Source organism: Bradyrhizobium diazoefficiens USDA 110, assembly GCF_000011365.1.
Taxonomy (GTDB): domain Bacteria; phylum Pseudomonadota; class Alphaproteobacteria; order Rhizobiales; family Xanthobacteraceae; genus Bradyrhizobium; species Bradyrhizobium diazoefficiens.
This window is the reverse complement of record NC_004463.1, coordinates 5,855,632-5,881,775: the sequence shown is the minus strand read 5'-3', so window position 1 is coordinate 5,881,775 and position 26,144 is coordinate 5,855,632. Positions and strand designations below refer to the sequence as shown.

Genomic DNA, 26,144 nt, shown 5'->3' with positions numbered 1-26,144 from the left:
TCGAAGAGCCGAACCCGGAACCTCGAGATTCCGGGTTCGCGCTGCGCGCGCCCCGGAATGACGGAGAAAGAGAGAGACTGATGAAACTGACCGCCGACGCCAAGGGCACCTTCGCAATCGCGCCGACGCCGTTCCACGACGACGGCCGGATCGACGAGCGCTCGATCGACCGCCTGACCGATTTCTACGAGGAGGTCGGCTGCGATGGCGTCACGGTGCTGGGCATCCTCGGTGAGGCGCCGAAGCTCGATGCCGCCGAGGCCGAGCAGGTCGCGGTTCGCTTCGTCAAACGCGCCAAGAAGATGCAGGTGATCGTCGGCGTCTCCGCGCCGGGCTTTGCCACCATGCGTTCGCTGGCGAAGGCCTCGATGGACGCGGGCGCGGCCGGCGTGATGATCGCGCCGCCGCCCTCGCTTCGCACCGACGACCAGATCGTCGGCTATTTCAAGCAGGCGGCGGAAGCCATCGGCCCCGACGTGCCCTGGGTGCTCCAGGACTATCCCCTGACCTTGCAGGTGGTGTTCACGCCGGCGGTGATCCGCAAGATCGTCATGGACAATCCGAACTGCGTGATGCTCAAGCACGAGGACTGGCCGGGCCTCGAGAAGATCACGACGCTGCGCAACTTCCAGAAAGACGGCTCGCTTCGCCCGCTCTCGATCCTCTGCGGCAATGGCGGCACGTTCCTGGATTTCGAGATGGAGCGCGGCGCCGACGGCGCCATGACCGGCTATGCCTTCCCCGAGCTTCTGATCGACGTCGTGAACCTCTCCAAGGCCGGCAAGCGCGATGCGGCGCATGATCTGTTCGACGCGCATCTGCCGCTGATCCGTTACGAGCAGCAGCCGGGGGCCGGCCTTGCTGTGCGCAAATACGTGCTGCAGAAGCGCGGTATCATCGCCTCCAGCGCGCAGCGCAAGCCGGGCGCCACCATCACGGCGACGGCGAAGGCCGAGGTCGAGTATCTGCTGTCGCGCGTTGCCCGCGTCGACAAGCGCGCCAATCTTGGCCCGCAATCCAGCGCCGCAGGTTAGGTAAATGGCCGAGACATCAGCATCACGCCCGGCGTCGACGATCCTTCTGCTGCGCGATGGCGCAGCAAGGGAAATCGAGGTCTTCATGATGGTCCGCCATCATCAGATCGAGTTCAACTCGGGCGCGCTGGTGTTTCCGGGCGGCAGCGTCGATGCCGGCGACAACGAGATCGTCGCCCGCGCCGACTTGTATTCGGGCGGCGAGGGCCTGAGTGAAGCGGACCGCGGTTTTCGTATTGCCGCGATCCGCGAAACCTTTGAAGAGAGCGGCATCCTGCTGGCGCGGTCGAGGGACTCGGGCACGCCGATCGATGCCAGGCGTGCCGGCGAACTCGCCGACAAGCATCGCGTCGCGCTCAACGAGCACAAGATCAGCTTCCTCAGCATCCTTGCCGACAACGGCCTCCAGCTCGCGCTCGACACGCTCGTGCCCTACGCCCATTGGATCACGCCCGAGGGCATGCCGAAGCGGTTCGACACCTGGTTCTTCCTGGCCGCAGCGCCCCCGGACCAACTCGGCGCGCATGACGGCCGCGAGTCGACTGACTCGATCTGGGTGTCGCCGCGCGAGGCGGTGGAGGGCGGGGAGAGCGGCCGCTTCAAGCTGCCGTTCCCGACCACGCGCAACCTGATCCGGCTTGCCAAGCAGGGCAGCGTGGATGCCGCGCTGGAGCACGCCCGCGGCATGTCCATCGTCACGGTGATGCCGGTCATGACCAAGACCGAGACCGGCCGCCAGCTCCGCATCCCCCGCGAGGCCGGCTATGACGGCGAGGTGTTCGAGGTCGGCGCGGTCGGCTGATACACTTCGACACGCAGCGAAGTATTGGCGCTTGCGGGCGCGCTAGGTTCCGTCCATCGCGGAATGGACGGAGCGCACAATGGACAACCGGCAGGACACCAACATCGCCGTCGAGCTGGCGCTGCTCGTCGCGCTCGCAACGCTGTGGGGCGGCTCCTACACCTTCATCAAGCTCGGCGTCGCCACCATTCCGCCGATCACGCTGATCGCGGCGCGCACCGCGATCGCCGGCCTGCTGCTACTCATCGTCATGCGGGCGCGCGGCATCAAAATGCCGACGGATGCCGCGACCTGGCAGCGCTTCGCGTTCCAGGCCGTGCTCAATAGCGTCATCCCCTGGACGCTGATCGCTTGGGGCGAACGCCATGTCGATGCCGCGCTCGCCACCATCCTCAACTCGGCCGGGCCGATCTTCACCTTCCTGCTTACGGCGGTCGTGACCCGCCACGAGGCGACGACACCGCGAAAGCTGTTCGGCGTGGTCGCCGGCATGGCCGGCATCCTCCTGATTGTCGGCGTCGATACCGTCCACGACATCGGCAGCGGCATCATTGCGGAGGCCGCGATCGTCGCTGCCACCATCTGCTACGCCTGCGCGGCGATCTTCGGCCGCAGCTTCATGGGCCTCGACCCGATGGCGCCCGCCGCCGGCTCGCTGCTGGCGGGCGCGGCCGTCCTGATCCCGGCCTCGCTGGTTGTCGAGCAGCCCTGGACGCTATCGCCGTCGCTGAGTTCCGTGCTGGCGCTGCTCGCGCTCGCGGTGTTCTCGACCGCGGCGGCGTTCGCGATCTATTTCCGCCTGATCCAGACCCTGGGCTCGGTCGGGATCACCGCGCAGGCTTATCTGCGCGTGCCGATCGGGGTCGCCATCAGTGTCGCCTTCCTCGGCGAAACCCTGAGCCGGACCGCCTGGATCGGGCTGGCCTGCGTCGTCCTCGGCGTTGCCGCCATGACGATCCCGGCCTGGCGGCAGGCGAGCGTCAAAACGTCATAAAGCCGGCGAGGAGGACGGGCCGAGAACCACGATATTAAGGATATTCCGAGGCGGGAGGCAGGTTCCCCCGGGCGTGCAATACGTCGTATATTGGGCTTCCAACAGCCCGGTCCCTCAACGCACCAATGTCCGCCGACTTGACGCCGCCCCCCGAGAAAAAGCGAATCTTCTCGCTGTCCATCGGCCAGCTTACGTTCGGAAGCTTCATCCTGGTGCTGGCGGTGATCATCGTCACCTCGACGGCGAGCGTGATCGCGATCCGGCACATCGACACGACCTTCGCCGAATTGCAGCGGCTCCAGAGCGTCGGCGACCTTGCCGAGGACATCGACCGCCGCATGAACGAATTGCGCCTTGCTGCGCGCGACTTCGTCACCGACCCCGGCGCCGGCATCCAGTTCAAGCAGGTGGGCGAGGCGGCCTCGACGCTCAGCGACATCCTGAAGAAGACCCGTATCGAGCTCGCGCCCGAGCAGCAGGACATGATCGACGGGGTCACCGAGCGCCTTGCGACCTATCGCAACGGCCTCGAGCGGATCTCCACCCTGATCGACCGCCGCGCCCAGCTGCTTGCCGGCCTGCCGCCGCTGCGCGACCAGTTCGACGCGGCGGTCTCCGGCACCGCGGACCGCGAGCTCGCCTCGCGCCTATCCGAGGCGCAGAGCCGGATCGCGCTCGGGCTGCTCGCGCGTAATCCCTCCGCGGCCGAGCAGGCCGCGCAGAACATGCGGACGATGGACATCGCCGACGCAAAGCTCCGGACGGCCGTGAATGATTACGCCGAGGCGATCATGGCGGTCGCCGTCCGGGAGCGGCAGATCGCCGACATCGACCGCGAGGTGCTGGGCACCGAGGGCCGGCTGATCGGCCGCGTCACCGAATTGCTGCGCGAGGTCAGCGCAAGGCGCGGCCATGTGCTGTCGCGCGATTTTGCCCGCACGCTCACGGAGGCGCGGTGGCAGAGCATCGTGCTCGGCAGCATCGGCGTGCTGATCGGCATCCTCGCGGCCGGCTTCGTGGTGCGGCGGACGGTACGTCCGCTGGCCCAGATCGCACGATCGATTCGCGCGCTCGCGGCCGGCCAGAAAGACACTTCGATCCCGTCCGCCGACGTCGACAACGAGATCGGCGACATCGCACGCGCCGCCGAAGTGTTCCGCCGCGCGCTGGAAGAAGCCGACACCGCGCGCGAGGCGGCGGTGCGCGCGCTCACCGAGCAGCGCCTCGCCGAAGAGAGCTACCGGAAACTGTTCGAGGGCTCGGTCGACGGCATCTATGTGACGACGCCGGCCGGCGACCTCCTCAACGCCAATCCGGCGCTGGCGCGGATGATGGGCTATGATAGCCCGCAGCACCTCATCGACAGCATCAACGACATCGCCCATACGATCTACGTCCACCCCGAGGCGCGCGTCGAGTATCAGCGGCTGATGCATCGCGACGGCATGGTGCGCGAGTTCGAGTACCAGGTGCGCCAGCGCAGCGGCGACATCCTCTGGCTTTCCGACAGTGCGACCGGCGTGCGGGACGAGCAGGGCAAGATCATCCGCTACGAGGGCACGCTGCGCGACATCACCGACCAGAAGCGGGCGGAAGACGCCATCGCCGAGGGCCGGCGCCTGCTCCAGCAGGTCATCGATACCGTGCCCGCGGTCATCAACGTCAAGGACCGCGACCTGCGCTATGTGCTGATGAACCGCTACATGGCCGGCATCTTCGGCATCGAGCCTGGCGATGCGCTCGGCCGCACCACCGCGGACCTGATGTCGCGCTACGGCGCGGCCAAGACTGACGAGAACGACAAGCGCGTGCTGAGGCTCCGTAAGGGGCTCGGCTTCTACGAGGAGGAGTACAAGGACGCCTCCGGCAACATGCGCCAATGGCTTGTCAACAAGCTGCCGCTGCTCGATGCCGAGGGCGAGATCGAGCGGATCGTCACGGTGGCGCTCGACATCGGCGAGCGCAAGCGCGGCGAGCAGGAGATGCGCAAAGCCAAGGAATCGGCGGAGACCGCGCTGCGCAATCTGCGCGAGACCCAGGCCTCGCTGATCGAGGCGGAGAAGCTCGCCGCGCTCGGACGGCTGGTCGCCGGCGTCGCTCACGAGGTCAACAATCCCGTCGGCATCAGCCTGACGGTCGCCTCCGCGCTGGAGCGCAAGACCGCGATGTTCACGTCCGAGGTCGAGCGCGGCGAGCTCCGCCGCTCGACGCTCAACGAGTTCCTCAACACCAGCCGCGACGCATCCTCGCAGCTGGTCTCCAATCTCAACCGCGCCGCCGAGCTGATCCAGTCGTTCAAGCAGGTCGCGGCCGACCGCAACTATTCGGACCAGCGCAGCTTCGATCTCGGCGACCTCACCGAGCAGGTGGTGATGAGCCTGCGGCCGGGCCTGCGCAAACACAATCTGACGCTCAACGTCGATTGCCAGCCCAACCTGACCATGAACAGCTATCCCGGCCCGTACGGGCAGGTGCTGACCAACCTGTTTCTCAATTCGGTGGCGCACGCCTTTCCCGACGGGCGTCCGGGGATCATCGACATCCAGGTGCGCGAGTCCGGCAAGGACAATGTCGAGATCATCTTCTCCGACAACGGCTGCGGCATGTCGCTCGACGTCCGCCGCCGCGCCTTTGATCCGTTCTTCACGACGCGGCGCGACCAGGGCGGCACCGGACTCGGGCTGCACATCGTCTACAGCATCGTCACCAACCGGCTCGGCGGCCGGCTCGATCTCGATTCCGAGCCGGGCGGGGGCACGCGCATCCAGATCATCCTGCCGCGCACGGCGCCGCTCGAGCAGGCTGCGGAATAGCTAGTCGACTTCGGCGAGCTTGTGCAAAGTAGCGCCGAAAATCAGGCTGGCCTTGCCGACGAGCGCCGTTCCCGTCATCTCCGCGCGCGTGTCCGTGTAGGTCCCACTGACGCCGATGCCGACCGGCGCCGGTCCGCCGAACAGCGGATTGTCGTCGCCCCGCGGTGAGGTGTGCCGCTGCACCAGCACCTCGCCTTTGAAGGAGTGATCATCCTTCACCACGTAGCTGCCGGTGTAATAGAGGTAGGCATCGCCGCCAAGGATCTTGCCGTCGCGGAAAAGAATCACGCCGCTGCCCTTGCCCGCTCGACCATCGAGCAGGTTCACGTGGATCGAATAGAGGCCGTTCTTCATAACGTCCCGCAGGCCGGCCGCCATCGCCCAATGGCGTAACCGGTAGAGCTTTTATGCCAAAGCACATCCCCTCGCGCAACGCGGCAGTTTGCCGGCCGGCCACGATAGCCGGCGGCCGCGAGCCGTAGTTGTCCCGGCTTGTTTGTGACGCGGTTATGACGGTCTCATCATGAGGCGAGGCCCGTCGTTGCGAATCAAGTTGGCCCGCGAAATGCATAACCATTGTTGCACTGGCCGCGGGGTGCTGGAGCAAGACAAACGTGAGCAACTGGATCGATTCCGGCGGCGATCAGCCGCGTCTGTACAGTGCGCGTCCCACGAATTGCAAAAGCGAACGACGGCGGATAGGCAGCGCGGTACGCTGGCGAAGCGTGACGAAGCTGGCATGCGCCTCGGCCTTGATCGCGCTAGCAGCCCCCTTCGGGCACGCCCGTGACCGCGGCCAGTTCGTCAACACCAATGCGGATTTGAAGGCCTGGTTCGACGGCCTGCGAAGCGGCAAGGGGCCGTGCTGCTCCGATGCCGACGGCTCGGCGCTCTCGGACACCGACTGGGACAGCAAGGACGGGCACTATCGTGTCCGCGTCCCGCGCTATGGCTACGCGCTCGAGGGCCAGAAGCAGGAACTCGTCTGGGTCGACGTGCCCGAAGAGGCCGTGATCTCGGAGCCGAACCGGGTCGGGCGTACCATGGTGTGGCCGATCTACGGCTATATGGGCGTCACCATCCGCTGCTTCATGCCCGGCAGCATGACTTAGCTGCGCCAGGCGGCACGCCGCCTGGTCTCGCTGATGGCCGATGTGGCGTGCGCCGCGTCAGGTGTATTTCTTGTCGCGCTCGAGCAGCTCGACGGAAATACCTTCGGGGCCGCGGATGAAGCAGATGCGCACGCCGGGCCGGATCGTCGTCGGCTCACGCGTGAACGTGACGCCCTTGGCCTTGATCTCGGCCGCGACGGCGTCGATATCCTTCACCGTGAGTCCGAAATGGTCGAGGCCCTGGTGCGGATGCAGCGGCGGCGGACTGACGGCGTTGTCACCCTCGAGCGGAGCGATGAAGATCCTGGCACCGCCGAGGTTCACGTCGATCCGTCCGGGCGCGCGCACGATCTCGCCACCGAGGATGTCCCGCAGCCAGGTCGCCGTGGCCTCCGGATCGGGGCTGCGCAGGTGGACGTGATCCCAGGTGACGGCGATTGGCATTTCATGTTCTCCCAACAGGGTCTTTCGATATTGTGGCGCATGTTAGCGACCCCAGCCGGTGATCGCCACCGTCCTTGCCGACTCGCTTGAAGCGCGGGAACCTTAGTTCGTCTCCCGGATTAAGGTAAGCAGTGGCCCAGTCCGCCGTCGAACCTTCTGCGGCCACGATCGGTGATACAGCCATGAGCGCAGGGCTTGAGCGGGTCGGGTTGGGACGCTTCGCCGCCATTGGTGAGCGCACGGCGCGGGTCGTAACGGTCGCGAGCGTATCATTTGGCCGAAGCATTCTGTGGCTGCTGGCCGCCATCATCGTGGGCTGCGGCGTCTGGATGCTGCTGCCGCTCTCCAAAGGCAACAGCGCTGAACCGGTGAAGCCGGAGTTGGCATCCGTCGAGATGGCGCCTTCGGGCGATGCGGCAGTTGCGGTCACGCCGGGGTCCGAAGCCCAGGCTGCGGCAGAACTCGACCGTCTCAGGATTTCCTCCCAGACTTGGCGCCGCGGCGGCCTTGGCTCGAAGGCGCTGGTGACGTTCACGCTGCGAAATGACAATGACTATGCCGTAAAGGATTTGGCGATCGTTTGCGCGTTCGCACGGCGCGACGGCAGTCATCTCACCGACCGCAGCCGCGTTCTGGCCGACACGGTCAGCATGAAGAGCCGCAAGACCTTTGCGCGCATCCCTGTCGGCTACGTCAACGTCAATGCCGATCAGGCGAAGTGTTCGCTGGTTGCAGCCCGTCGCGCGTAAAGGGCGGCATTTTCGGGTAGCGGAAAAGTTACCTTTACCGGACCTTGGCAGAAAAACCTGGGGTTGCCATTTGAACCAAAGGGCTGGGCCAGGAACCAATTATAGTATCGCCTGTTAAGGCGGAGTGCCCACGCGGGGATTGCGGGGGGCGGAGCGCGGCCAATGCCCATCTTTCGGTATTTCATGTTTGTCGGCGGAGCGTTGCTCGCACTGCTGTTTGCGGTGAACTTCGTTGTGCCGGCCTCGCCCGTGACGCCAGTCGTCGCGACCGCAAGCAATGACCAGCCGTTGATCCGGATCCGGTCCGATCGGCACCTGCCTGAGCGCGTCGTGCTCGACACCACCCAGCCGACGATTGCCCCGCCCGCGATGAAGACCGCAGCTGTCGTTGCGCCTCAGCCGCCGGTGCAGGATGCCGCCTCGGCGGCGCTTGCCGAGATGTCGGCCAAGGCGCGGGTGCGCGAGACGTTCGCCCAGTTCACGCCGGGCTCGAAGGCTGATGCCGTTGCAGCCAAGAAGACGGCTCAGGCCCAGGCGGAGGTACCGGCTGCATCTTCGCCCCGGGCTCAGCCCAAGCGCAAGATCGTAAGGGCACATCCGGCGCCGCAATATGGTGGGCCGCAGTTTGGTGGGCCACAATACGGCCGGCCGATGATGGTGGCACAGCAGCCGCATTTCGGCCTCTTCAACACGACCTGGTGAGGGCGCCTCTGACCCGTCTCGAAACGAGACGAGGAGGGCTTTTTATTGGCCAGCCTCTCTGCTAATTCGAACGCGTCCGAACGCCGCCCGGTACGCTGGCTCGCCAGCAACGGTCCGGCGCTTCTCGGTTGCGGCCCGATATTCGGGCCAGGGCGCTCGTAGCTCAGCTGGATAGAGCATCGGATTTCGATTCCGAGGGTCGGAGGTTCGAATCCTTCCGAGCGCGCCAGCAAAATCAAATACTTAGCCACCTTTCCAGTAAAGGCTTTTGTCCTCCGGGAAACCGGGGGGAAACCTTTTCTGTCGAAGCCCGGCTCTGCCGCTCGCACCTAGGGAGGGGGCCGCCCGCGCGAAATTTTTTTGCCCCATTAATCGAATCCCATGCCCCTTTCATAGACGTGGCTCCAGCGGTCGTGAGACAACCGAGGTAGTTCGGGACTGCCTGACATTGTCCATTAAATCGACAGCCAGACCCGAGCTGTGATCTAACGGTAGCAGTAGCGACAGATCGCGCGCGGATATTCAAGACCGGCGCACTTCGCGAGACCGTCCAGACTAAACAGCATCGCCCGCCTGCCGGGCGCCATCACTGACACACCCTCGGAGCGACCAGCTTGCCGGGGAATGAGGAGACTTGCGCCATGACTATCGTACTACCGTCCGACCAGCCCTTATCGTTCTCAGAGCGGCACGCCACCAAGCGCAGCCTAGCGGCGCTGTCGGGCGAAGCTGCCCTAACCGTGGAGGAGGTCTGCACTACCCTTCGAGTTAGCCGCGCTTGGCTCTATTCCAAGGCCGGCCGCGCCGTGGTCGGGGACGGCTTCAAGCTCGGTGGTTCCGCGCGCTGTTACGCCGAAGGCGAGCAGTCCGGCCGCGATGTTCCGCTGAACTATCTCCGCAGCGGCAACGGGGCGATGCCCTTTGCGTGCGACGCGGACAAGTTGGGCTCCGACGATGAGTGACCAATCGATTGCAGATGCGTTGAACGCGTTCGCCGACACTCTGAACGAAGCTGCCGCGACGCTCGACGCAATCAGCCGTAGCGCTGCTGCGAAGGGGCTCTTGCCGAACGTAGTGCCCGGCTCGCCCGTAGCGCGCATGGTCGAGCAGGCGGAACGGGCAGCCGCGACGCTGCCGCAGCCGAGCCAGCCCACGACGTGGGAGCCCGAATGGCCGAGCTGAAAGTCGTCATCGACGGAAGCAAGCTGGAGAAGTGGGCAACCGAGCTATCAGCCCGCGGCATGCGCAATGCAATTCGACGAGCCGTCGACAAGTCCGCCACTGCGGCGCGGAAGATCGCGCTCGACATCATCGCCAAAGACATTGGCGTGCCCAAGGCGCGCATCAAACACGGCGTGACCAAGGTCAAACGCACCACGCAGACTAGTCTCTCAGCATCCTTCACAGCGAACAAGATGCGCATCAACATGCTGGCGACGGGAGCGAATGTTAGCCGCCCTGGCGGCATGACGGGCAGCACCTATCGATTGACAGGCGGTGGTTCGTCGAGCCTCAACATCCGCGACGCATTCCTTGTGTCCGCAAATGGTGGCACGTTCATCGCGATCAGGCGCAGCAAGTCGAGACTTCCGATCAAAGGCGTGTTTGCCGAGACACCGAGCACAGCGATGGGACAGGACGGCGCAGCCGCTCGCAAGGCATGGGATAAGGCAGCCAACAGCGAGTTGGCAACGCGTCTGCCGCAAGAGATACAGCGGCAGCTACTTGCCGAAGGCCTGCCGTACGCTGTGCCTGCCGACACCGACTGATCCCATAGAACACCGGCGCTGAAGCGAGTCGACACGCTCGCGCCGATTAGCGCGCCGCGTCTGGCCGGAGCGGGAGTGAGACGACGCCCTGTCGGGCGCGGCGTGCGTCAGCAATGCAGACCAGCGGCACAATGCAGCATTGTGGGCGCTGAAGCCGCGCTTGGGTCCTTGGCAGGCACCCGCCCACCATGCGGAGCGGTGCGCTGCCGCACCATTTTTGTCCGAAACACAACAAAATTGGATAGCAGAGGTGGGACAACGAGGCGAACGAGAGAACAACGTACGCGAGAGGCCAACAGCAGACAGCTGTACGAAGCAATGCAATATTCCGCGATGATGTCAGGACCGGGATTGACGCGGCGCAGCAAACCACCAGCCCATCCATTCGGCCGGTGCGCGCGAGGGGATCGGCTCGCGAGACTTGATATCTCTAGCGATGGGTGTAGCCTAAAATCTTACTACTCTGCGCAGCATGTCGCTGCGGCGCCATACGGGGCCTACAAACATCCATGAAGCGAGAGTTACGAGTGGTCGTGCAGGACACAGTCGCACTCTTGGTGTCGACGATCGCAAATGTCCTGTTTTTTCTCGTGGTTGCACTGAGTGCATTGGCACTTGATTTCTTTGCGACGAATGTTTTTAGCGAAGCCCCGAGGATTGTAGGCGTCTCGTTGAAGTGGCTGGAGTACGCGATACTTGCTCTCAATATCGCGGCGTTCCTGATGTCGCAAGGAATTGCCCTGTTCAAATTCGTTCGAAACGCGTTTGTCGATCGCGAGCAATCTCATGAACAATGAGATTGATAAGAAGCCAGCCGTAGAGGAGCCGCAGCAAAACGGGCGGCCCGCCGCGTCCGGGAAGTCTCAAACCATGTTTTCTCGGTTCCTGGCAGCAAACCCCGAATTTGAGTTTGCGTGGCACACCTTAAAAAAGGTGTTCGTGTTCATTGTTATCGCTCTTGCTGCCGCAGGCATTCATCTAGTGGTCGAAGAACTCGAACATAGAAAATTTGAGGCCGGGATCACAGTTACTCTGAGGGTGGTCGCCTACATTGTTCTAGTAGTGGACGTGATTTGGTTCTTGCGCGCACTGTTGACCGAAATGCTAACGTTACTAACCGACTTGCTACTAGGGAAACTTTGGCTTCGTGTTTTGACAGTGTTGACGTTCATCGTATTGGGCGCCGCGCTGAGTAACCCCTTGAAGACGGCGCTTTTCGCTTTTCTGCATTGGATAGCCGTGGCCGTGGCTTAGCCCTTGAAGCCCGATGATCGCAGGTTGCTGCACGGCGGGCTGTATACGATCCATGTCAGTTCAGGCCATTTTGGACCAAACGAGCCCGATGGGCGCGTGCTCCGCGCCGCCTGAATCATTTTCGCGACCACACACCGCGTTTTTTCATCAGAAAGGAACAGTGAATGAGAGGAGCGATCCGCCGCGTCGCGGATGCGACTGGACTCGATCAGGCGACCGTGCGGCGAGCGGTGGAGACGGCCGGGCTTGATCCCAAGACAGTCAGCTTCGAGGAAGGCTTGAAACTGGCTCGGTCTATCGCCGATCCGGCCCGCGTCATCGGACATACAACAAACGGAAGAGGCGAGCGCGCGCATAGCGCCGTGATCGACACGTTGGCCGAAGCCAAGGCTCATGCTGAGCGTCTGAGAGCCCGGAAGATTGAGCTTCTGAACGCCAAGCTCGAAGGTTCGCTCATACCCCGGGAGGCCGTGACTGCCACGGGCGCCCGCATCCTGTCAGAGGCGCGAACTGCCTTGCTTTCGCTAGGCCATCGGCTCGCTGCCAAGGTGGCGGGTAAAACAGACACGCGCGAGATCGCGCGTATCGTCGAAAATGAGGTTCGTGACGTGCTCGGAGCACTCGCGAGCGATGACAGATTCTTCGCAGAGTTGGAGGCTGAAGCCCTTTCATGATCGATGAGCAGCTTGCGCGCGGCTGGCCCAATTGTACATGGTGCAGATGGACGCCTGGGTCTTATTGGCGTTGCGCACCGAGGTGGCGGCCAGCCCCCGAAGGAAGACGACCAGCTCTTTGCGGGTGATGGTCGATACGATTCGGGGACCGAACTCCGCCTTCGCCCGTTTCAGCACCCACTCGTCATCCTTCCATGACTTCTTCCGGGGCTTCGCATATTCGTTGACGTAGCGGTCAGCCAGCCGATTAAAGGTCAGCTCATCAGCCCCCACCGAGGCTTCTGCGGCCTCGCGTTGGGCCTCCGCTATGGGGTTGCGGCCCTCGTGCAGGTCCGCGTATCGGCGGTTAGCCGCGATTACCGCCTGCGCCAGCGTCATGAGGGGGTATTCCCCCAGGGTGATGCGCTGCATCTTGCCGTGGCGCTTGAAACGGAAGCAGAAGGTCTTCCGAGAGGCCGTTACCCGGATCGCCAGCCCCTTGCAGGCATCGTCCTTGACCTCGAAGCGCTCGGCCCCCTCGGCCTTGAGCGAGGCAACAAATCGGTCGGTGAAGCGGGGCATTGGATTCCGGCTCCGGGGTTCGGCGCGCGGTTTCCCGGGGAAACTTTTGCACCAAGATTGGCTTGTTCGTTCCTGTTCTGTTTAAGACAAGCCTGGAGGCGGCGTCAATCAAAGGGGCTGCGAGATCAATGGGTTACGTGCATCGCCTTGGACGAACCAAGACGCTCTTGGATTTTTTATTTTTGGGATTTCGATTCCGAGGGTCGGAGGTTCGAATCCTTCCGAGCGCGCCAGTCTTGATGTTCCGGATATGTTCCGAACTGGCGCCAATGCCGGTCAGCGTCGCACGGCTTGCGGCGTCAGCTTGTCGGAAGCCCGATCTGCCGCCCCCGCGCCAGCGTGTCCGAGGGCGCCTCGTGGAAGGTCGCACGGTAGGCCGCGGCAAACTCGCCCATGTGATGGAAACCCTGGGCGCGTGCGCAGGTGGCAACGGTGGCGCCGCCGCCTTTCAGCAGCCGGGCGCGTGTCGCCCATAGTCTCTTCAGGCGGATGTACTGGTGCAGGCTCATGCCGCGCACCTTGCTGACTGCGCCGCCGAGCGTCCGAATCGAGACGCCGAACTCGCCGGCGAGGTCGGCCGTATAGATCGGAGCGGTCGGATAGGCCGCGACGTATTCGTCGATCCACTGCACGAGCTTGGCCGACCGCCCGCCCTGGACCGAGGTGCTCCGCTCCGGTCGCGCGTCGATCCGAAACAAATCGTCGAGCGCGAGCAGCAGGCCTTCCTGGAGATGGGCGGCGGCCTCGGTGGTCTCGAACAGGAACGGCTGCACCGACGCGGTTCGCAGGATGTCGAGCAGGAGTTGCCGTGTGTGCAGCAGGGCCGGCCGGTTCGCGACATAGGCCCGCAAATCGTCGGCATGATCGAACCAGCCCCGGTCTTTCAGGCCTGGAGAGAAGATGATCATCGCATGATAGTTCGTGCGGGGTTCGACGAAATGGCATTCGTCGTTGCCGCGGAGCGCAACGAAGAAGCGCGCGTCGAGATCCATTCCCTTGGAATTGACCAGAAGGTCGTCGGTCATCGACAGGATCACCATCCCGCCCGGCATGCGATAGGCGGTGTCGAGGATGCGCGCGAACGATCTCATCACGATGATGCGGCACGCCGGCAGAGAGACGACGGCGCGAGCGGCCGCGAAGTTCGGGACGTCGAGCGGAATGCTTCGAGCGTCCTCCATCGACTCGATCGGCCGAAAGGCATCGACATCGGCAAAGTCGATCAGTTGAAGCGCGGAGGACGGGGCGAAGGCGTCGAACATGCGTCTGGCCGGCTGCTGCAATGTGACAATGAAATGAACGTCGGTACATCGCCATCAATGGCGAAACATCGCGCTTCAGTAAACCGGATTCCGGGCCGTAGTATTGCGGACATCATGCCAAGGCGTCCGTCAGATCATTGTCACCGTCAACGTTCCCGGTTCATCGGTTGGCCGGAGGCGAGGTCGATGAAATGGATGCGCGTGCAGGCGGGGCAGACGAAGGACTCGAAGCTCCGTCCCTCCGGTATCTGCTGCTTCTCCAGATGCGTCTGCACATTCATGCCCGTCTGGGGGCATCGAAAAACAATCAGGTCGGCCATCGTCGCAGAATGTCGGCGTGGCGAATTTTTCTCTTTGATCTAGATCAGTTTTGGAATTGCTCCAGGCCGGCCGAACAGGCGCGCGTGGACGATCCGCGATCTTGCAAAAGCGAAGGGGCCCCGAGGGCCCCTTCGAATGTTACCAGCGGCGATAGCCGTAACCATAATAGCGCGGGCCGTAGCCGCCGTAGTAGCGCGGCGGTCCATAATATCGGGGGCCGTAGTACGGCCGCGGGCCGTAATATCCATAATAGTTCGGACGCCAGAAACAGCGCCCCCAAGCATCGCAGACCATGCGCACCTGCTCGACGTCGGAGACCTGCGGGACGGCAGGTGCAGGCGCGATGGGCATGGCGGACGCCGCCGGCGATGCCGCGAGGGCACCGAACAGGGACGCGGCGACGAGGCCAATCTTCAGATTCATAATGTCTTCCTCCGCTTACGCGATGCAGGATATCGAAGTTGTTCTGATCAAATTGTGGCGGAACCGAAATGTAATGCTGATGAACAAATCTTCAGTCGCTCCGCCGCGGGCCTGATCCGGCTGTGCCAGATTACTCCAGCTCCGCGCTTCTGGCCATGTCGTGCTTGCCTCGCGGCCGCATCGCGGGACATCGCCACCAACCTTGATCCTGCGCAATTCATCTTCGGTGCATCCTCCCTAGTCTTGTCGCCGTGGGCCGTCCTTCGCGGAATACGAAGAGCGCGTTCGGCCGGTCGTCCGCATCGGTCCGGGGCCCACCGTTTGCTTGGAGCTGTGCAATGGACAAGATGAGAATCGACAAGGGTGACTGGCTGGTCGTGTGCGACGGGCGCAAGGCGCTCATTCTGGAAAACCTCGGCGACGAGATGTTTCCGAACCTGCACACCAGGGAGGTGCACGAGCAGCCCAATCCCCCGACGAGCGCACAAGGGAGCGATGCGCCGGGCCGATTGCATGGCGCAGCCGGCGGTGCGCGCAGCTCGGTCGAGCAGACCGATTGGCACGATGAGGCCGAGCGCGCCTTCCTGCGCGGCCTGGCCAGCCGGCTCGACGCCGCGGTCAGCTCGGGCGAGACGTCGGCCCTGACCATGGTGGCCTCGCCGCGTGCGCTCGGCATGATCCGCGCCGATTATTCGGACGTCGTGCGCAAGGCGCTTCAGGGCGAGGTGGGCAAGGACCTCGTCAAGCTGCCGGTCTACGAGATCGAGAAGCAATTGCTGCTGTCGGGCGCCGCCAGATAGGGACGCCCGCAGCGGACGCGCCGGCGCCCCTCAGAAGCAGGGGTGCCGGCGGCGGTCCTGGCCGACATAGGCGGCCGCGCTCTGGTAGCAGCGGTTGGTCGAGGGGCCGTCGTAATAGGCGAAGGTGCCGGGGGTGATGCCGGGGCCGTAATTGTGCAGATAGCTAATCGGGTAGGGCAGCGGGTTGACGTAGGAGCGGTGGTACCGGTGATGTCCCCGCGCCTCCGCGAGACCAGGGGCTAGGATTGCGGCCGACAGGGCAGCAACCGCGGCTACAAGCTTCAACTTGCTCATCTCGATTCTCCGGAACCCGCGCGAATAGGTCGTCCGGTTATAGCCATTTCAAGCCGCCAGGACACCTGTCCGGCGGCCGGAAAACGGGGCCAGTCCCGCCGATTCCCGGGTGGGTGTGACAGAATTGCCGGAAGTGCGGCCGGACCCTGCCCATTTTTGGCCTTTTCGGGATGCTTAACGAATTCCCCACACAAGTATGACCAAAGAGAATTCGGTTTAGAATCCTGTTGCCGGCCCTTTGGGGGTCCTTCGAGGCCGGTCCCATTCCTGAAGGCTTTCGTCGTCCGCCGCCATGCGCATCACGCTTTTGAGCCTGCTGTTGCTCTGCCTCGCCGCCGCCACGCCGGCGCGGGCCGAGCTGCACATTACCCGCGACCATGGCGGCTATGTCGAGGAGTACAAGGCCAAGTACAAGCGTGTCCGCGAGAAGGGCGAGCGCGTCATCATCGACGGCATCTGCAACTCGGCCTGCACGCTCGTGCTCGGCATCGTGCCGATGAACAAGATCTGCGTAACGCCGCGCGCCAGCCTCGGCTTCCATCAGGCCTATTACGACAAGGCCTTCACCTTCGGCATCAAGGTCACCAGCTCGGAAGGGACGTCCGACCTGATGTCCTACTATCCTGACACGGTGAAGGACTGGATCCGCCGCAATGGCGGGCTCACCACCGACATGAAGAAGATCAAGAACGGCGTCGAGCTCTGGAAGATCATCGACCCCTGTCCGGAAGAATGGTGAGCGGCTGATCCGAGCCGCTGCCGCTCGTCGCAGCGCAGCATCGCTAGGCGAGAAATTCGCATTGCCGCATCGGCCCCCATGGGGCAATGAGGGCGGCAATGAACCATAATCAAGAAGCCCTGACCGCACGCGCCGCGCCGATCCTGTTCGTCCTGCTCTGGAGCACCGGATTCATCGGCACCAAATACGTCATCAGCAACGCCGATCCCTTGACCTATCTCGCCATCCGCATGGCGATCGTGGTCGGCCTGATGGCGATCATCGCAGGCATTGCGCGGCCGAAATGGCCCAACCGTATTGGCATCGCGCACAGCGCGGTTGCCGGCATCCTCGTCCATGGCTTCTATCTCGGCGGCACCGCGATCGCGATCGCGCATTCGATTCCGGCCGGGCTCTCCGCACTGATTCCGGGCCTGCAGCCGATCCTGACCTCGACCATCGCCAACCGCTGGCTGGGCGAGAAGGTGACGCCGGTGCAATGGGCGGGGCTCGTGCTCGGCCTCGGCGGCGTGGTGCTGATCCTGCACAACCGTCCCACGACCGGCGAAGCCGGGCTCGGCTGGCTTGCCTCGGTGGTCTCGCTGATCAGCATCACGCTCGGCACGCTCTATCAGCGCCGTTACTGCAACCACATCGACTGGCGCGCCGGCAATTTCGTGCAATATGTGGCCGTCACCATCTTCTTCGCGATCGGCGCCTTCCTGTTCGAGGATCGCGTGGTGCACTGGACGCGGGAGTTCGTGCTCGCGCTCGCCTGGCTCACTGTAGCGCTCTCGATCGGATCGATCGGGCTGTTGTACTGGCTGATCCGCCACGCCGCGGCGACGTCGGTCGCGAGCCTGTTCTATCTCGTGCCCGCCGTGACCGCGCTGATGGCTTACGCACTGTTCGACGAGAAGCTCGATGCGCTGGCGATTGCGGGCATGGCGATGTGCGCGGCCGCGGTGTTCGTGGTCAACCGGCGCGTCTAGGCTGACGGGGCGAGGCGACGGCATACATCTCTGACGTGCGCGGCGCGCCGTGTTAGGCTGGCCGCATTTCAGCTTCCCTTTCACGCGGTGATTTCCATGAAGAAGGCGAGACGTGCGCTGCTCGGCCGGTCCCTGAAGCCGGTCCGGATTGCCTGCATCAACTACGCGGAGGAAACGATCAGCGGCCGCATGATGAGCCAGCTCACCGCGGCGCTCCAGAAATGTTACGACAAGCATTTCCTGCCGGTGTGGGGCTATCCGGTCGACCTTTATGTCACGAAAAGGCCGAAGCCCACCGATTGGCAGCTCGTCTATTTCGACGACGCCTCGCATGAGGGGCTGCTCGGGCGCCATGAGCTGACGCATCGCGGCCAGCCGATCTCGAAGATCTTCGTCAAGGCGCTGGGCGAGGAGCCCGTCAGCGTCGCGGCCTCGCACGAGCTGTTCGAGATGGTGCTCGACCCCATGGCCAATCTCTGGGCCGACAAGAATAGGAACACGCAATACGCCTATGAGGTCTGCGACGCCGTCGAGGAGGACTCCTTCCGCGTCGGCGGCTTCGAGATGTCGAACTTCGTCTATCCGTCCTGGTTCGAACCGTTCGAGCATCCGAGCGGCACCAAGTTCGACCACAAGGGAACGCTGAAGGAGCCGTTCTCGATGACCGAGGGCGGCTACGTCATCAAGAAGGTCAACGGCAGGCGGGTGATCAAGCAGTTCGGCTCGCCCGAGAAACGGCGGCGCTTTGCCATGGAGGACCGGCGCGGCCATCGCAGCGAATTTCGCGACCCGCGAGGGGTCCATCATCCGGGGCGGCGCGCAGCCAAGCGGCGAGGATAGGCTGTTGCGGGACGAAGCCTCCGGGCGCGTCCGCACCCGAAGGCTTGTTCGTGTCTGCTCTCGGGAGCGCGATCAGCGCTTGGCCTTCTTGGCCTTCTTTTTCTTCTTGGCGGCCTTCTTCGCGGATTTCTTCACGGCCTTCTTCGCGGTCTTCTTGGCCGCCTTTTTCGACGACTTCTTTGCGGCCTTCTTCGAAGTCTTCTTGGCCTTCTTCTTGGAAGCCTTCTTGGCCTTCTTCGGCGCTACTTTCTTCGCGACCTTCTTGGCGGCTTTCCTGACCTTCTTGACGGCCGTGACTGCGGCGTCCTTGGTCGCATCCACGGCGGTGGTGATCGTCTCCATTGCCTGTTCGGTGATCGGCTTATCGTCGTCCATATCGTCCCCCACGGTTTGTATGGAGCGATGACGATAGCGGGTTTCAAAATTGTGTCAAAGCAACCCTCAACCTTTGCGGATCTTTGCGTAGGCGGAGAGCGCGCGCTCGCGTCCCCGGGCGTGATCGACGATCGGCTGCGGATAGGTCTTGCCGAGCGTGACGCCGGCGCTCGCCAGCTCGTTCGGCGTCGCCTGCCAGGGCTGGTGGATCAGCTTCGCCGGCAGTCCTTGCAGCTCCGGCACCCAGCGCCGGACATAGGTTCCATCGGGATCGAACTTCTCGCCCTGCAGCTGCGGATTGAACACGCGGAAATAGGGCGCAGCATCGGCGCCGCAGCCCGCGACCCACTGCCAGTTGGCGGGATTGCTGCCGGCATCCGCATCGACCAGCGTGTCCCAGAACCAGGCCTCGCCATCGCGCCAGTCGATCAGGAGGTGCTTGACCAGGAAGGACGCCACCACCATCCGCACCCGGTTGTGCATCACACCGGTGTGCCAGAGCTCGCGCAGGCCGGCATCGACGATGGGATACCCGGTGCGCCCGCGCTGCCAGGCGGCGAGCACCTTGCCGTCGGACTGCCACGGGAAGCCGTCGAAGTTCGTTTGCAGGTTTTCGGTGGCGAGGTCGGGGTGGTCGTGGAGGAGGTGGCGGCAGAATTCGCGCCAGCCGAGCTCGCTCAGGAACTTCTCGATGCCGGGCCCGAGCGCCGCATCCTCGGCCGCGGCGAAGCGCGCGGCGTGCCAGACCTGCCGCGGGCTGAGCTCGCCGAACCGCAAATGCGGCGACAGGCCTGACGTGCCCACCCGGTCCGGGCGGTCGCGGTCGCCGGCATAGCCGCGCGCGATCGTCTTGAGGAAGTCGCGCAGGCGCGCGCGGGCCGAGGCTTCGCCCGGCGTCCAGCGCTCGCGCAGGCCGCCCGCCCAATCGGGCTTGGTCGGCGCGAGCTGCCAGCTCTCCAGCCTGTCGCTCACGATCTTTGGACCCGGGCGCAGCTGCTTCGGCGCGGGCAGGGGTTTTGGCGGATCACCGAGCGAGAGGACGCGCCGCCAGAACGGCGTGAACACGCGCAGGCCCCGGCCTTCCTTGTTGCGGATCGCCGAGGGCGGGACTAGGAGGTCGCCCGGGAAGCTTTGCGAGTCCACGCCGAGCTTTGCCAGCGCCGCTTCGAGCCGCCGCTCGATCGCTTGATGCGGCGCCTGGGCGATCCCATTCCAGTAGACGGCGCGGGCGCCGCTTTCGCGCGCCTCCTCGGGGATCACCCCCGCCGCCGGTCCCTTGCGCAGGATCAGCGATCCGCCGCGCGCGGCGATCTCGGCGCCGAGCGCCCGCAGCGACTGTGCCAACCACCAGCGCGCCGCGCCGCCCGGCGCGCGACCGGCCGTCTCGTCCAGCACATAGAGGCAAATGACCGGCGCGCCGGTCTTGGTGGCGGCGTGGAGGGCGGGGTGATCGGCCAGACGAAGGTCATCGCGAAACCAGACGATGACAGGCGGCGCGCTTGGCGTGGTCAGGGGTGTCCTCGTTTACGATTTGTAAAGCATGCCGTGGCGTGAACCGCCGTTAATGCGGCCGTAAGCCGATTGCACGATTATGCAGGAATTACGGGGGTCATTCCATTCATGTCCAGCCTTTCGACGGCGAAGTTCCTGCCGCAGTTCAAACTTGGCACCAAGGCCGTCCTGTGCGCCGTGCTGCTGATCGCCGTAAACACGGCGCTCGTGGTTGGCGCCGGCTATTGGTCGCTGACCAACGCCTTCAATGACCGCGCGCTGCGCGACATCGAGGTCAATCTGCGCACGCTGGCGCTGGCCTTTGCCGAGATCGTGCCCGACGCCAAGATCACTGTGCGGGATGGCGCGGTCGCGCGCGCCGAGATCCCCAAGATGCCCGAATTTAGGGATCACGCCATCGTCGACCGCGCGGTGTCCTATGTCGGGGGCAACGCAACCCTGTTCGTGTTCGACGAGGCGAGCGGGCAGTTCGTCCGTCGCTCGACCAATGTGAAGAAGGAGAATGGCGACCGCGCCGTCGGCACCCAGCTTGCCGCCGATCATCCGGCGCAGGCCGGCTTGCGCCGTGGCGAGGCTTACAAGGGCCCGGCCGTTCTGTTCGGCAAGTCCTTCATGACCGCCTATTTCCCGGTCGCGGACGCGACCGGCAAGGTCGCCGGCATTCTCTACGTCGGCATCCCCATGGCCCAGTTCGAGAGCATGCTGACCCAGGCGATCTCGAGCATGGCCGCCGCCGCAGGGCTCGCCGCGCTGCTGGTTCTAATCCTCACCCTGCTGATCGTCCGCCGTGTCACCCGGCCGTTGACCTCGGTCACGCGCTCGCTCACGGCGCTGGCGAACGGCCAGAGCGATGTCGAGATCGATTGCGAGGATCGCGCCGACGAGATCGGCGAGATCGCCCGCACCGTCGCGGTGTTCAAGAGCAATTCGCTGGAGCGCGCCCGCATGCGCAGCGAGCAGGCGGCGGCTTCGGCTGCCGCAGTCGAGCAGCGCAAGCCCGACCTGCGCAACTTCGTCGAGCAGTTCCGCGGCAGCGTCGGCGGCATCCTCGACAAGGTGCTGACGTCGTCAGGCGAGTTCGAGCGGGTGGCGCGGCAATTGACCGACACCGCACGCTCGACCGCCGATCTGTCCGCACAGTCGGCCGGGGCGTCCGAGGACGCCTCCGAGCACGTGCGTTCGGCGGCGTCAGCCTCCGACGAGCTGAGCCAGTCGATCTCCGAGATCACCCGGAGAGTGCAGGAATCGAACGAGATCTCCGCCGAGGCGGTGAGGCAGGCCGAGGTCACCGACCAGCGCATCGCGCAGCTCTCCGAGGCGGGCACGCGCATCGGCGACGTCGTCAAGCTGATCACCTCAATCGCCGAGCAGACCAACCTCCTGGCGCTGAACGCCACCATCGAAGCCGCGCGTGCCGGCGATGCCGGCCGCGGCTTTGCGGTCGTGGCTCAGGAGGTCAAGACGCTCGCCGGCCAGACCGCCAAGGCGACCGACGAGATCTCGAACCAGATCGCCAGCATGCAGCTTGCGACCGAGGAATCGGTCGCCGCCATCAGGGCGATCAGCCAGACCATCGAGCGCATCAGCGGCATCGCCGGCTCGATCTCGGCTGCGGTCGAGCAGCAGAAGAGCGCCACCCACAACATCGTGGCCAGTGTTCGCGCCGCGGTCTCGGGTACGGCCGAGGTCGCCGTCAACGTCCGTCACGCCGCCAAGGGCGCAAGCGAGACCGGCGAGACGTCGAGCCGGATGTTTGCCTCCGCGCAGGCGCTGTCGGGCGAGAGCCTGCATCTGAAGGCCGAGGTCGACGGCTTCCTCGAGCGCGTTCACGCGGCGTAGGGCTCCAACGCGGTCATTCCGGGGCGGTGCGTCAGCACCGAGCCCGGAATCTCGAGATCCCGGGTCTGGTCCTTCGGACCATCCCGGGATGACTTTTAGCGGTCGCTATTCGCGACCGCCAAAAGTCACTTAGGCTGCGGCACGATCCGGATGTAGGGCTTCGGCTCTTTCCAGCCCTGCGGGTAGATCGTCTTGGCCTCGTCGTTGGAGACCGAGCCTGCGATGATCACGTCCTCGCCCTGCGTCCAGTCGGCCGGGGTTGCGACGCGGTGCTTGGCGGTGAGCTGGAGCGAGTCGACGACGCGCAGGATCTCCTGGAAGTTCCGCCCCGTTGTCATCGGATAGACCAGCACCAGCTTGATCTTCTTGTCCGGCCCGATGATGAAGACGTTGCGGACGGTCTGGTTGTCGGCAGGCGTGCGGGTGAGGGGATCACCCGAGGTCGAGGCCGGCAGCATCTCGTACAGCTTGGAGACGTTGAAGTCGGTGTCGCCGATCATCGGATAGTTCGGAGCCGCGCCTTGCGTCTCCTTGATGTCCTCAGACCACTTCGCGTGGCGATCGACCGGATCGACCGAGAGGCCCATCAGCTTGACGCCGCGCTTGTCGAATTCCGGCTTCAGCTTGGCCAGTGCGCCGAGCTCGGTCGTACAAACCGGCGTGAAGTCCTTGGGGTGCGAGAACAGCAGTGCCCAGCTGTTGCCGATCCAATCGTGGAACTTGATCTTCCCTTCGGTCGTCTCAGCTTCGAAGTCGGGGGCGGTGGTGCCGATCGGAAGTGTCATGGTTCTACCTCATCACATTGAATTTGCTTGAGAATTGGTCTCTGGCCGTCGCCGTCAGTATAGGGGCTTGGCGAGGCTAAGTGAACGTTGACTGAACCGCTTGAAGTAAAATGTGAATTCCTTCTCTGAAGAGCCGATCTCCTAGCACTTTTCTGTTACAGCGGCACCTGCGGCGAAACATCTCCACCGGGGCCTCACGGTCTCGATTGCCCCGATAAAGCCTTTTATGACCCGCATCACGCCCGCCCGACGCTCTCCGGAACCGAAATGGTCCTCATAGCGACTAATCGGCAACCATTGAGAAAAGTCGCGATCCCCGTATCGAATCATTAACCACCCCTTTACGCCCGCATGAAAATGCTGGTCGGTCAGAAGAAATCTGGAAGTGAACTATGTCTGCCGCTTCGCCTAAGTCTGTTGAGTCGCCGTCCCTCGAACCGTCCTGCCGCGATACCGCGGCTCATGCTCTCTCTATCGTGCGCGACGGCGTGATCACGGGCGAAGGCCCGACCACGAAGGGCCGGGTGCACTTCTCCCGCTCGCTCGATGCCGATGACACCGCCTGGTGCACGCGCACCTGACCGCCACCGCCGTCAACGACCAGCCGGTCAGCCGCGCCGAAGCCGAGACGCTGTTCGAGATCAACGAGGCCGCGACCGAGCGCACCGACGGCGGCCGGTTCGACGACCTGCTTGCCAAGGCCGTGGCTCACTACGCCGCAAGCGCCTCGGGCCTGAAGGTGCCGCCGCGCAGCGTCGCGCTGTCGGCCGACACCGAGATCGAGAGCTGGGCGCCGTCCTATGCCTCCAAGGTCAACAGCGAGATGCTGGAGTGGATCGCCGGCCAGATGCGCGGCAAGCGCCAGAACAATCGTCGCCTGATGGCGATGGTGGCGACCTTCCTGGGCGCCACCGCGCTGCCTCTGGCGGGCCAATTGCCGAACGTGTTCGACATCGGCATGTAAGTTTGCGTCTCTTGAAGACGCGAACAAGCGGCGGGGTTATTTCCCCGCCGTTTTTTGTTTGCCGGCGTCCGGCTCGAGTCCGAGCGTGCGGCCCGGGAAGCCGGCGGCGTCGAAATAGCGCTGGCTGCCGACGCGCTGGAGGTTGAGCACGGTCTGAAGGCCGTTCGCGGACATCTTCGACTTCTCGACGCCCTTGAATGCCTTCGGCACGATGCCGTTGGGCAGGGCCTCCGACATCACGCGGCCGATCAGGCCGCCGTTGTGCGCGCCGCGCAGGCCCATCAGCTGGGCGGCCGTCATGCCGACGTCGGCATTGCTGACCGGGATCAGGCTGACATAGCCGGCTTTGAAATCCGGTCCGATCGCGGCCATGAAGTTCATGGTGTCGCCGCGGCTGAAGCTGCCATGCATGCCCTGGCCCTGGCGCAGCACGGTGTCGGCGACCTGCACCGAGCAGTTGGTCGGCGCCTCGCCGCAATCGCTGGCATAGGAGCGGAAGTTGACGACGATCGACGGCGTCGGCGTCGCCGACTTGCCGCGCAGGTTGAGGCTCGACAGCGGCAGCGTGCCGGGGAAGCGGCCGAGCGAGTCCTCGACGAACAGGCCGGAGACGTAATCCTGCTCGAGCAGGGCCTTGATCGTTTTCGCCGCGAGCTTCTTGTCCTTGCTCGGCAGGTAGACCAGGTCCGAGCCGCCATTGGTGGCGACGACGAGATCGGGCTTCTCCGGATCCTTGCCGAGCACGCCGTTGCCGGCCTTGGGATGCTTGTTGCCCTCGACCTTCGCATTCTTGTCGTTGGGGTCGAACAGCGGCAGATCGAGCGCTTTTGCAAGGTCGAGCGCCAAAAAGCCCATCGGCAAGAAGTCCTTCGGCGTGTCGTCATAGCTGACCTTGGCCGACGGGCTGGTCTTGCTTTCCTTGGAGATCGTCGAGAAGCCGTGGTCGGCCGAGATGATGATGTTGGTCGAGGCGGCGAGCCCGAGCTCGTCGAGCGCCTTGCGGAGCTGGGCGAGGTTGTTGTCGGCGTTCCTGATGCCGGCCATCGAGGTCGGCCCGTTGATGCCGGGCATGATCTGGTTGAGGCTGTCGCCGGTGTTGTGCTGGCTGCCGTCAGGGTCGCGCGACCAGAACACCAGGACGAACGGCTTGTTGCGCGCCTTGAACATCGGCAGCACCACCTTGGCGGCGACGTCGGCGAAATAGGCCTGCTGCGCGACATTGGCGACGGTGGTGCCGGGCGTCTTGGCATCGCCGGCCTTGCTGTTGTCGCCGCGCGGGGGCGTCGCAAGGGGCAGGCCGGCCTTGGTCAGCGCCGCCTTCACCTCGTCCGACAGCGCCACGCCGTTCTTGCCGCCGGTTGAGTCGTCGAACACGACCGAATGCAGGCCGGGCTTCTCGGGCTTGTCGGTGTGGTCGAACTGGTAGGTCGGCCCGACCTTGCCGATCGCCGCCGTGCTCAGCCCCTTGTCGCGGGCCATCTTCAGAATGGTCTCTTCGTTGAGATAGTCGCCCTTGAAATGCTCGTCGATGTCGCCGAGCACGGCGTCGTTCTCGATGAAGGGGACCACGGTGTCACCGGCGGGGACGGAGGTGTAGTTGGTCCAGATCGTGTTGGAGAACACGCCGGTGTCGCCGAGATAGTGGCCGGTCGACATCGCCGAGCCGTTGGCCATGGTGAAGGTCGGGAAGAGGGAATGCGGATTCTTGAAGTTGACACCCTTGTCGCGGACCTCGGCCATCGCGGGGGCCGTTTCAGGGGTGACCTTCAGCGCGCGCAGCCCGTCCGGGATGAACAGGATGAGGTTGCGGGGGGTGTTGTTTTGGGCGGAGGCAAGTCCAGCGGAAAGTCCGGTGGACAGCACTGTCAGTCCGGCGGACAGCAACACCAGTGAACGGCGCATCAAATCTCTCCTAACGGTGAGGCGGCAAGGCCGCGACCGCGGCCCTGCCATCGTTTAGTTTTGCTAGATGACAGTTTTGTTACAAGGCCTGTTACTAGTGCAAGAGGGATGGGGAGGGGGACGGCAACACCCTCGTGTCCCGGACGCGACGCAGCTCGTAGGATGGGTAGAGCACTTGCGAAACCCATCATGCTTCCCCGTAGACGAAA

The 26,144-nt window shown here is 64.2% G+C and carries 29 protein-coding genes, 1 tRNA gene and 1 pseudogene; 20 read left to right on the top strand and 11 right to left on the bottom strand.

Annotation, left to right across the window (positions count from 1 at the left end; translation table 11 throughout):
• Positions 1-80 precede the first annotated feature (80 nt).
• The 4 genes from BJA_RS26915 (at position 81) to BJA_RS26900 (ending at position 5,643) form a co-directional block, all read left to right on the top strand.
• Positions 81-1,034, top strand: coding sequence for a dihydrodipicolinate synthase family protein (locus BJA_RS26915; protein ID WP_011088087.1), 954 nt, complete (start codon positions 81-83; stop codon positions 1,032-1,034).
• Between the two features lie 4 nt (positions 1,035-1,038).
• On the top strand, positions 1,039-1,836 hold the full coding sequence (locus BJA_RS26910) for an NUDIX hydrolase (protein ID WP_011088086.1): 798 nt from the start codon (positions 1,039-1,041) through the stop codon (positions 1,834-1,836).
• A gap of 79 nt (positions 1,837-1,915) precedes the next feature.
• On the top strand, positions 1,916-2,830 hold the full coding sequence (locus tag BJA_RS26905) for a DMT family transporter (protein ID WP_011088085.1): 915 nt from the start codon (positions 1,916-1,918) through the stop codon (positions 2,828-2,830).
• A 125-nt stretch (positions 2,831-2,955) separates the two neighbouring features.
• The gene (locus BJA_RS26900; RefSeq protein ID WP_011088084.1) at positions 2,956-5,643 is read left to right on the top strand and encodes a PAS domain S-box protein; all 2,688 of its coding nucleotides are present in this window, start codon (positions 2,956-2,958) and stop codon (positions 5,641-5,643) included.
• Here BJA_RS26900 and BJA_RS26895 read toward each other — a convergent pair whose 3' ends face one another.
• Positions 5,644-5,997: a GrlR family regulatory protein gene (locus tag BJA_RS26895; protein WP_028171426.1), complete on the bottom strand. Its 354-nt coding sequence runs from the start codon at positions 5,995-5,997 to the stop codon at positions 5,644-5,646.
• Between the two features lie 260 nt (positions 5,998-6,257).
• On the opposite strand from BJA_RS26895, the gene BJA_RS26890 reads away from it, so the two are divergent.
• On the top strand, positions 6,258-6,755 hold the full coding sequence (locus BJA_RS26890; protein WP_011088082.1) for a hypothetical protein: 498 nt from the start codon (positions 6,258-6,260) through the stop codon (positions 6,753-6,755).
• A 57-nt stretch (positions 6,756-6,812) separates the two neighbouring features.
• Here the strand turns inward: BJA_RS26890 and BJA_RS26885 are convergent, their stop codons facing one another.
• The gene (locus BJA_RS26885) at positions 6,813-7,199 is read right to left on the bottom strand and encodes a VOC family protein (RefSeq protein WP_011088081.1); all 387 of its coding nucleotides are present in this window, start codon (positions 7,197-7,199) and stop codon (positions 6,813-6,815) included.
• 182 nt (positions 7,200-7,381) lie between these two features.
• Here BJA_RS26885 and BJA_RS26880 point away from each other — a divergent pair, with 182 nt between their 5' ends.
• From BJA_RS26880 to BJA_RS26840, 9 genes are all read left to right on the top strand, one after another.
• A complete protein-coding gene (locus tag BJA_RS26880) occupies positions 7,382-7,948 on the top strand; it encodes a hypothetical protein (RefSeq protein ID WP_038967079.1) in 567 nt (188 codons plus the stop codon).
• Positions 7,949-8,110: 162 nt separating this feature from the next.
• Positions 8,111-8,650: a hypothetical protein gene (locus BJA_RS26875; RefSeq protein ID WP_011088079.1), complete on the top strand. Its 540-nt coding sequence runs from the start codon at positions 8,111-8,113 to the stop codon at positions 8,648-8,650.
• A 152-nt stretch (positions 8,651-8,802) separates the two neighbouring features.
• Positions 8,803-8,879: transfer RNA gene (locus tag BJA_RS26870), tRNA-Arg, on the top strand.
• Between the two features lie 412 nt (positions 8,880-9,291).
• Positions 9,292-9,612: a hypothetical protein gene (locus BJA_RS26865; RefSeq protein ID WP_063921487.1), complete on the top strand. Its 321-nt coding sequence runs from the start codon at positions 9,292-9,294 to the stop codon at positions 9,610-9,612.
• Positions 9,605-9,832 carry a hypothetical protein gene (locus BJA_RS26860; protein WP_063921486.1) on the top strand — a complete coding sequence of 76 codons (228 nt, stop codon included), beginning with the start codon at positions 9,605-9,607 and terminating at the stop codon, positions 9,830-9,832. Before BJA_RS26865 ends, BJA_RS26860 begins: the two co-directional genes overlap by 8 nt.
• A complete protein-coding gene (locus tag BJA_RS26855; RefSeq protein WP_063921485.1) occupies positions 9,820-10,419 on the top strand; it encodes a phage tail protein in 600 nt (199 codons plus the stop codon). The genes BJA_RS26860 and BJA_RS26855 overlap by 13 nt, the downstream gene beginning before the upstream one ends.
• 533 nt (positions 10,420-10,952) lie before the next feature.
• Positions 10,953-11,216, top strand: a complete 264-nt coding sequence (locus BJA_RS26850; protein WP_162494123.1) for a hypothetical protein — start codon at positions 10,953-10,955, stop codon at positions 11,214-11,216.
• Positions 11,206-11,673: a hypothetical protein gene (locus BJA_RS26845; protein ID WP_011088076.1), complete on the top strand. Its 468-nt coding sequence runs from the start codon at positions 11,206-11,208 to the stop codon at positions 11,671-11,673. Before BJA_RS26850 ends, BJA_RS26845 begins: the two co-directional genes overlap by 11 nt.
• 164 nt (positions 11,674-11,837) lie before the next feature.
• Complete coding sequence (locus tag BJA_RS26840) at positions 11,838-12,347, top strand: hypothetical protein (protein ID WP_011088075.1); 510 nt, start codon at positions 11,838-11,840, stop codon at positions 12,345-12,347.
• Here the strand turns inward: BJA_RS26840 and BJA_RS26835 are convergent.
• The 4 genes from BJA_RS26835 to BJA_RS26825 form a co-directional block, all read right to left on the bottom strand.
• Entirely contained in the window at positions 12,342-12,908 is a 567-nt protein-coding gene (locus BJA_RS26835) for an Arm DNA-binding domain-containing protein (protein ID WP_011088074.1), read from the bottom strand. The genes BJA_RS26840 and BJA_RS26835 overlap by 6 nt on opposite strands.
• A gap of 299 nt (positions 12,909-13,207) precedes the next feature.
• Entirely contained in the window at positions 13,208-14,170 is a 963-nt protein-coding gene (locus tag BJA_RS26830) for an AraC family transcriptional regulator (protein ID WP_011088073.1), read from the bottom strand.
• A gap of 146 nt (positions 14,171-14,316) precedes the next feature.
• Positions 14,317-14,490, bottom strand: coding sequence for a zinc ribbon domain-containing protein (locus BJA_RS42415; RefSeq protein ID WP_011088072.1), 174 nt, complete (start codon positions 14,488-14,490; stop codon positions 14,317-14,319).
• Positions 14,491-14,629: 139 nt separating this feature from the next.
• Positions 14,630-14,914 (bottom strand): hypothetical protein, encoded by a 285-nt coding sequence (locus tag BJA_RS26825; protein ID WP_028171430.1) that lies wholly within the window; start codon positions 14,912-14,914, stop codon positions 14,630-14,632.
• Between the two features lie 338 nt (positions 14,915-15,252).
• Between BJA_RS26825 and BJA_RS26820 the strand changes: the two genes are divergently transcribed.
• Entirely contained in the window at positions 15,253-15,714 is a 462-nt protein-coding gene (locus tag BJA_RS26820; protein WP_028171431.1) for a host attachment protein, read from the top strand.
• Positions 15,715-15,744: 30 nt separating this feature from the next.
• On the opposite strand, the gene BJA_RS26815 is transcribed toward BJA_RS26820, so the two are convergent.
• Complete coding sequence (locus BJA_RS26815; RefSeq protein ID WP_028171432.1) at positions 15,745-16,008, bottom strand: hypothetical protein; 264 nt, start codon at positions 16,006-16,008, stop codon at positions 15,745-15,747.
• Between the two features lie 292 nt (positions 16,009-16,300).
• On the opposite strand from BJA_RS26815, the gene BJA_RS26810 reads away from it, so the two are divergent.
• The 3 genes from BJA_RS26810 (at position 16,301) to BJA_RS26800 (ending at position 18,558) form a co-directional block, all read left to right on the top strand.
• Positions 16,301-16,747: a hypothetical protein gene (locus tag BJA_RS26810; protein ID WP_011088070.1), complete on the top strand. Its 447-nt coding sequence runs from the start codon at positions 16,301-16,303 to the stop codon at positions 16,745-16,747.
• A gap of 98 nt (positions 16,748-16,845) precedes the next feature.
• A complete protein-coding gene (locus tag BJA_RS26805) occupies positions 16,846-17,718 on the top strand; it encodes a DMT family transporter (RefSeq protein WP_011088069.1) in 873 nt (290 codons plus the stop codon).
• 96 nt (positions 17,719-17,814) lie between these two features.
• Positions 17,815-18,558: a hypothetical protein gene (locus BJA_RS26800; protein ID WP_028171434.1), complete on the top strand. Its 744-nt coding sequence runs from the start codon at positions 17,815-17,817 to the stop codon at positions 18,556-18,558.
• Between the two features lie 72 nt (positions 18,559-18,630).
• Here BJA_RS26800 and BJA_RS26795 read toward each other — a convergent pair whose 3' ends face one another.
• Positions 18,631-18,933 (bottom strand): hypothetical protein, encoded by a 303-nt coding sequence (locus tag BJA_RS26795; protein WP_038967080.1) that lies wholly within the window; start codon positions 18,931-18,933, stop codon positions 18,631-18,633.
• Positions 18,934-18,999: 66 nt separating this feature from the next.
• Positions 19,000-20,445 carry a cryptochrome/photolyase family protein gene (locus BJA_RS26790; protein ID WP_038967081.1) on the bottom strand — a complete coding sequence of 482 codons (1,446 nt, stop codon included), beginning with the start codon at positions 20,443-20,445 and terminating at the stop codon, positions 19,000-19,002.
• 108 nt (positions 20,446-20,553) lie between these two features.
• Here BJA_RS26790 and BJA_RS26785 point away from each other — a divergent pair, with 108 nt between their 5' ends.
• Positions 20,554-22,284: a methyl-accepting chemotaxis protein gene (locus BJA_RS26785; RefSeq protein ID WP_011088065.1), complete on the top strand. Its 1,731-nt coding sequence runs from the start codon at positions 20,554-20,556 to the stop codon at positions 22,282-22,284.
• Between the two features lie 125 nt (positions 22,285-22,409).
• On the opposite strand, the gene BJA_RS26780 is transcribed toward BJA_RS26785, so the two are convergent.
• Entirely contained in the window at positions 22,410-23,069 is a 660-nt protein-coding gene (locus BJA_RS26780) for a peroxiredoxin (protein ID WP_011088064.1), read from the bottom strand.
• A gap of 392 nt (positions 23,070-23,461) precedes the next feature.
• On the opposite strand from BJA_RS26780, the pseudogene BJA_RS26775 reads away from it, so the two are divergent.
• Positions 23,462-24,033: pseudogene (locus BJA_RS26775) on the top strand (hypothetical protein).
• 36 nt (positions 24,034-24,069) lie between these two features.
• Here BJA_RS26775 and BJA_RS26770 read toward each other — a convergent pair.
• A complete protein-coding gene (locus BJA_RS26770; protein WP_038967085.1) occupies positions 24,070-25,935 on the bottom strand; it encodes an alkaline phosphatase family protein in 1,866 nt (621 codons plus the stop codon).
• Between the last annotated feature and the right edge of the window lie 209 nt (positions 25,936-26,144).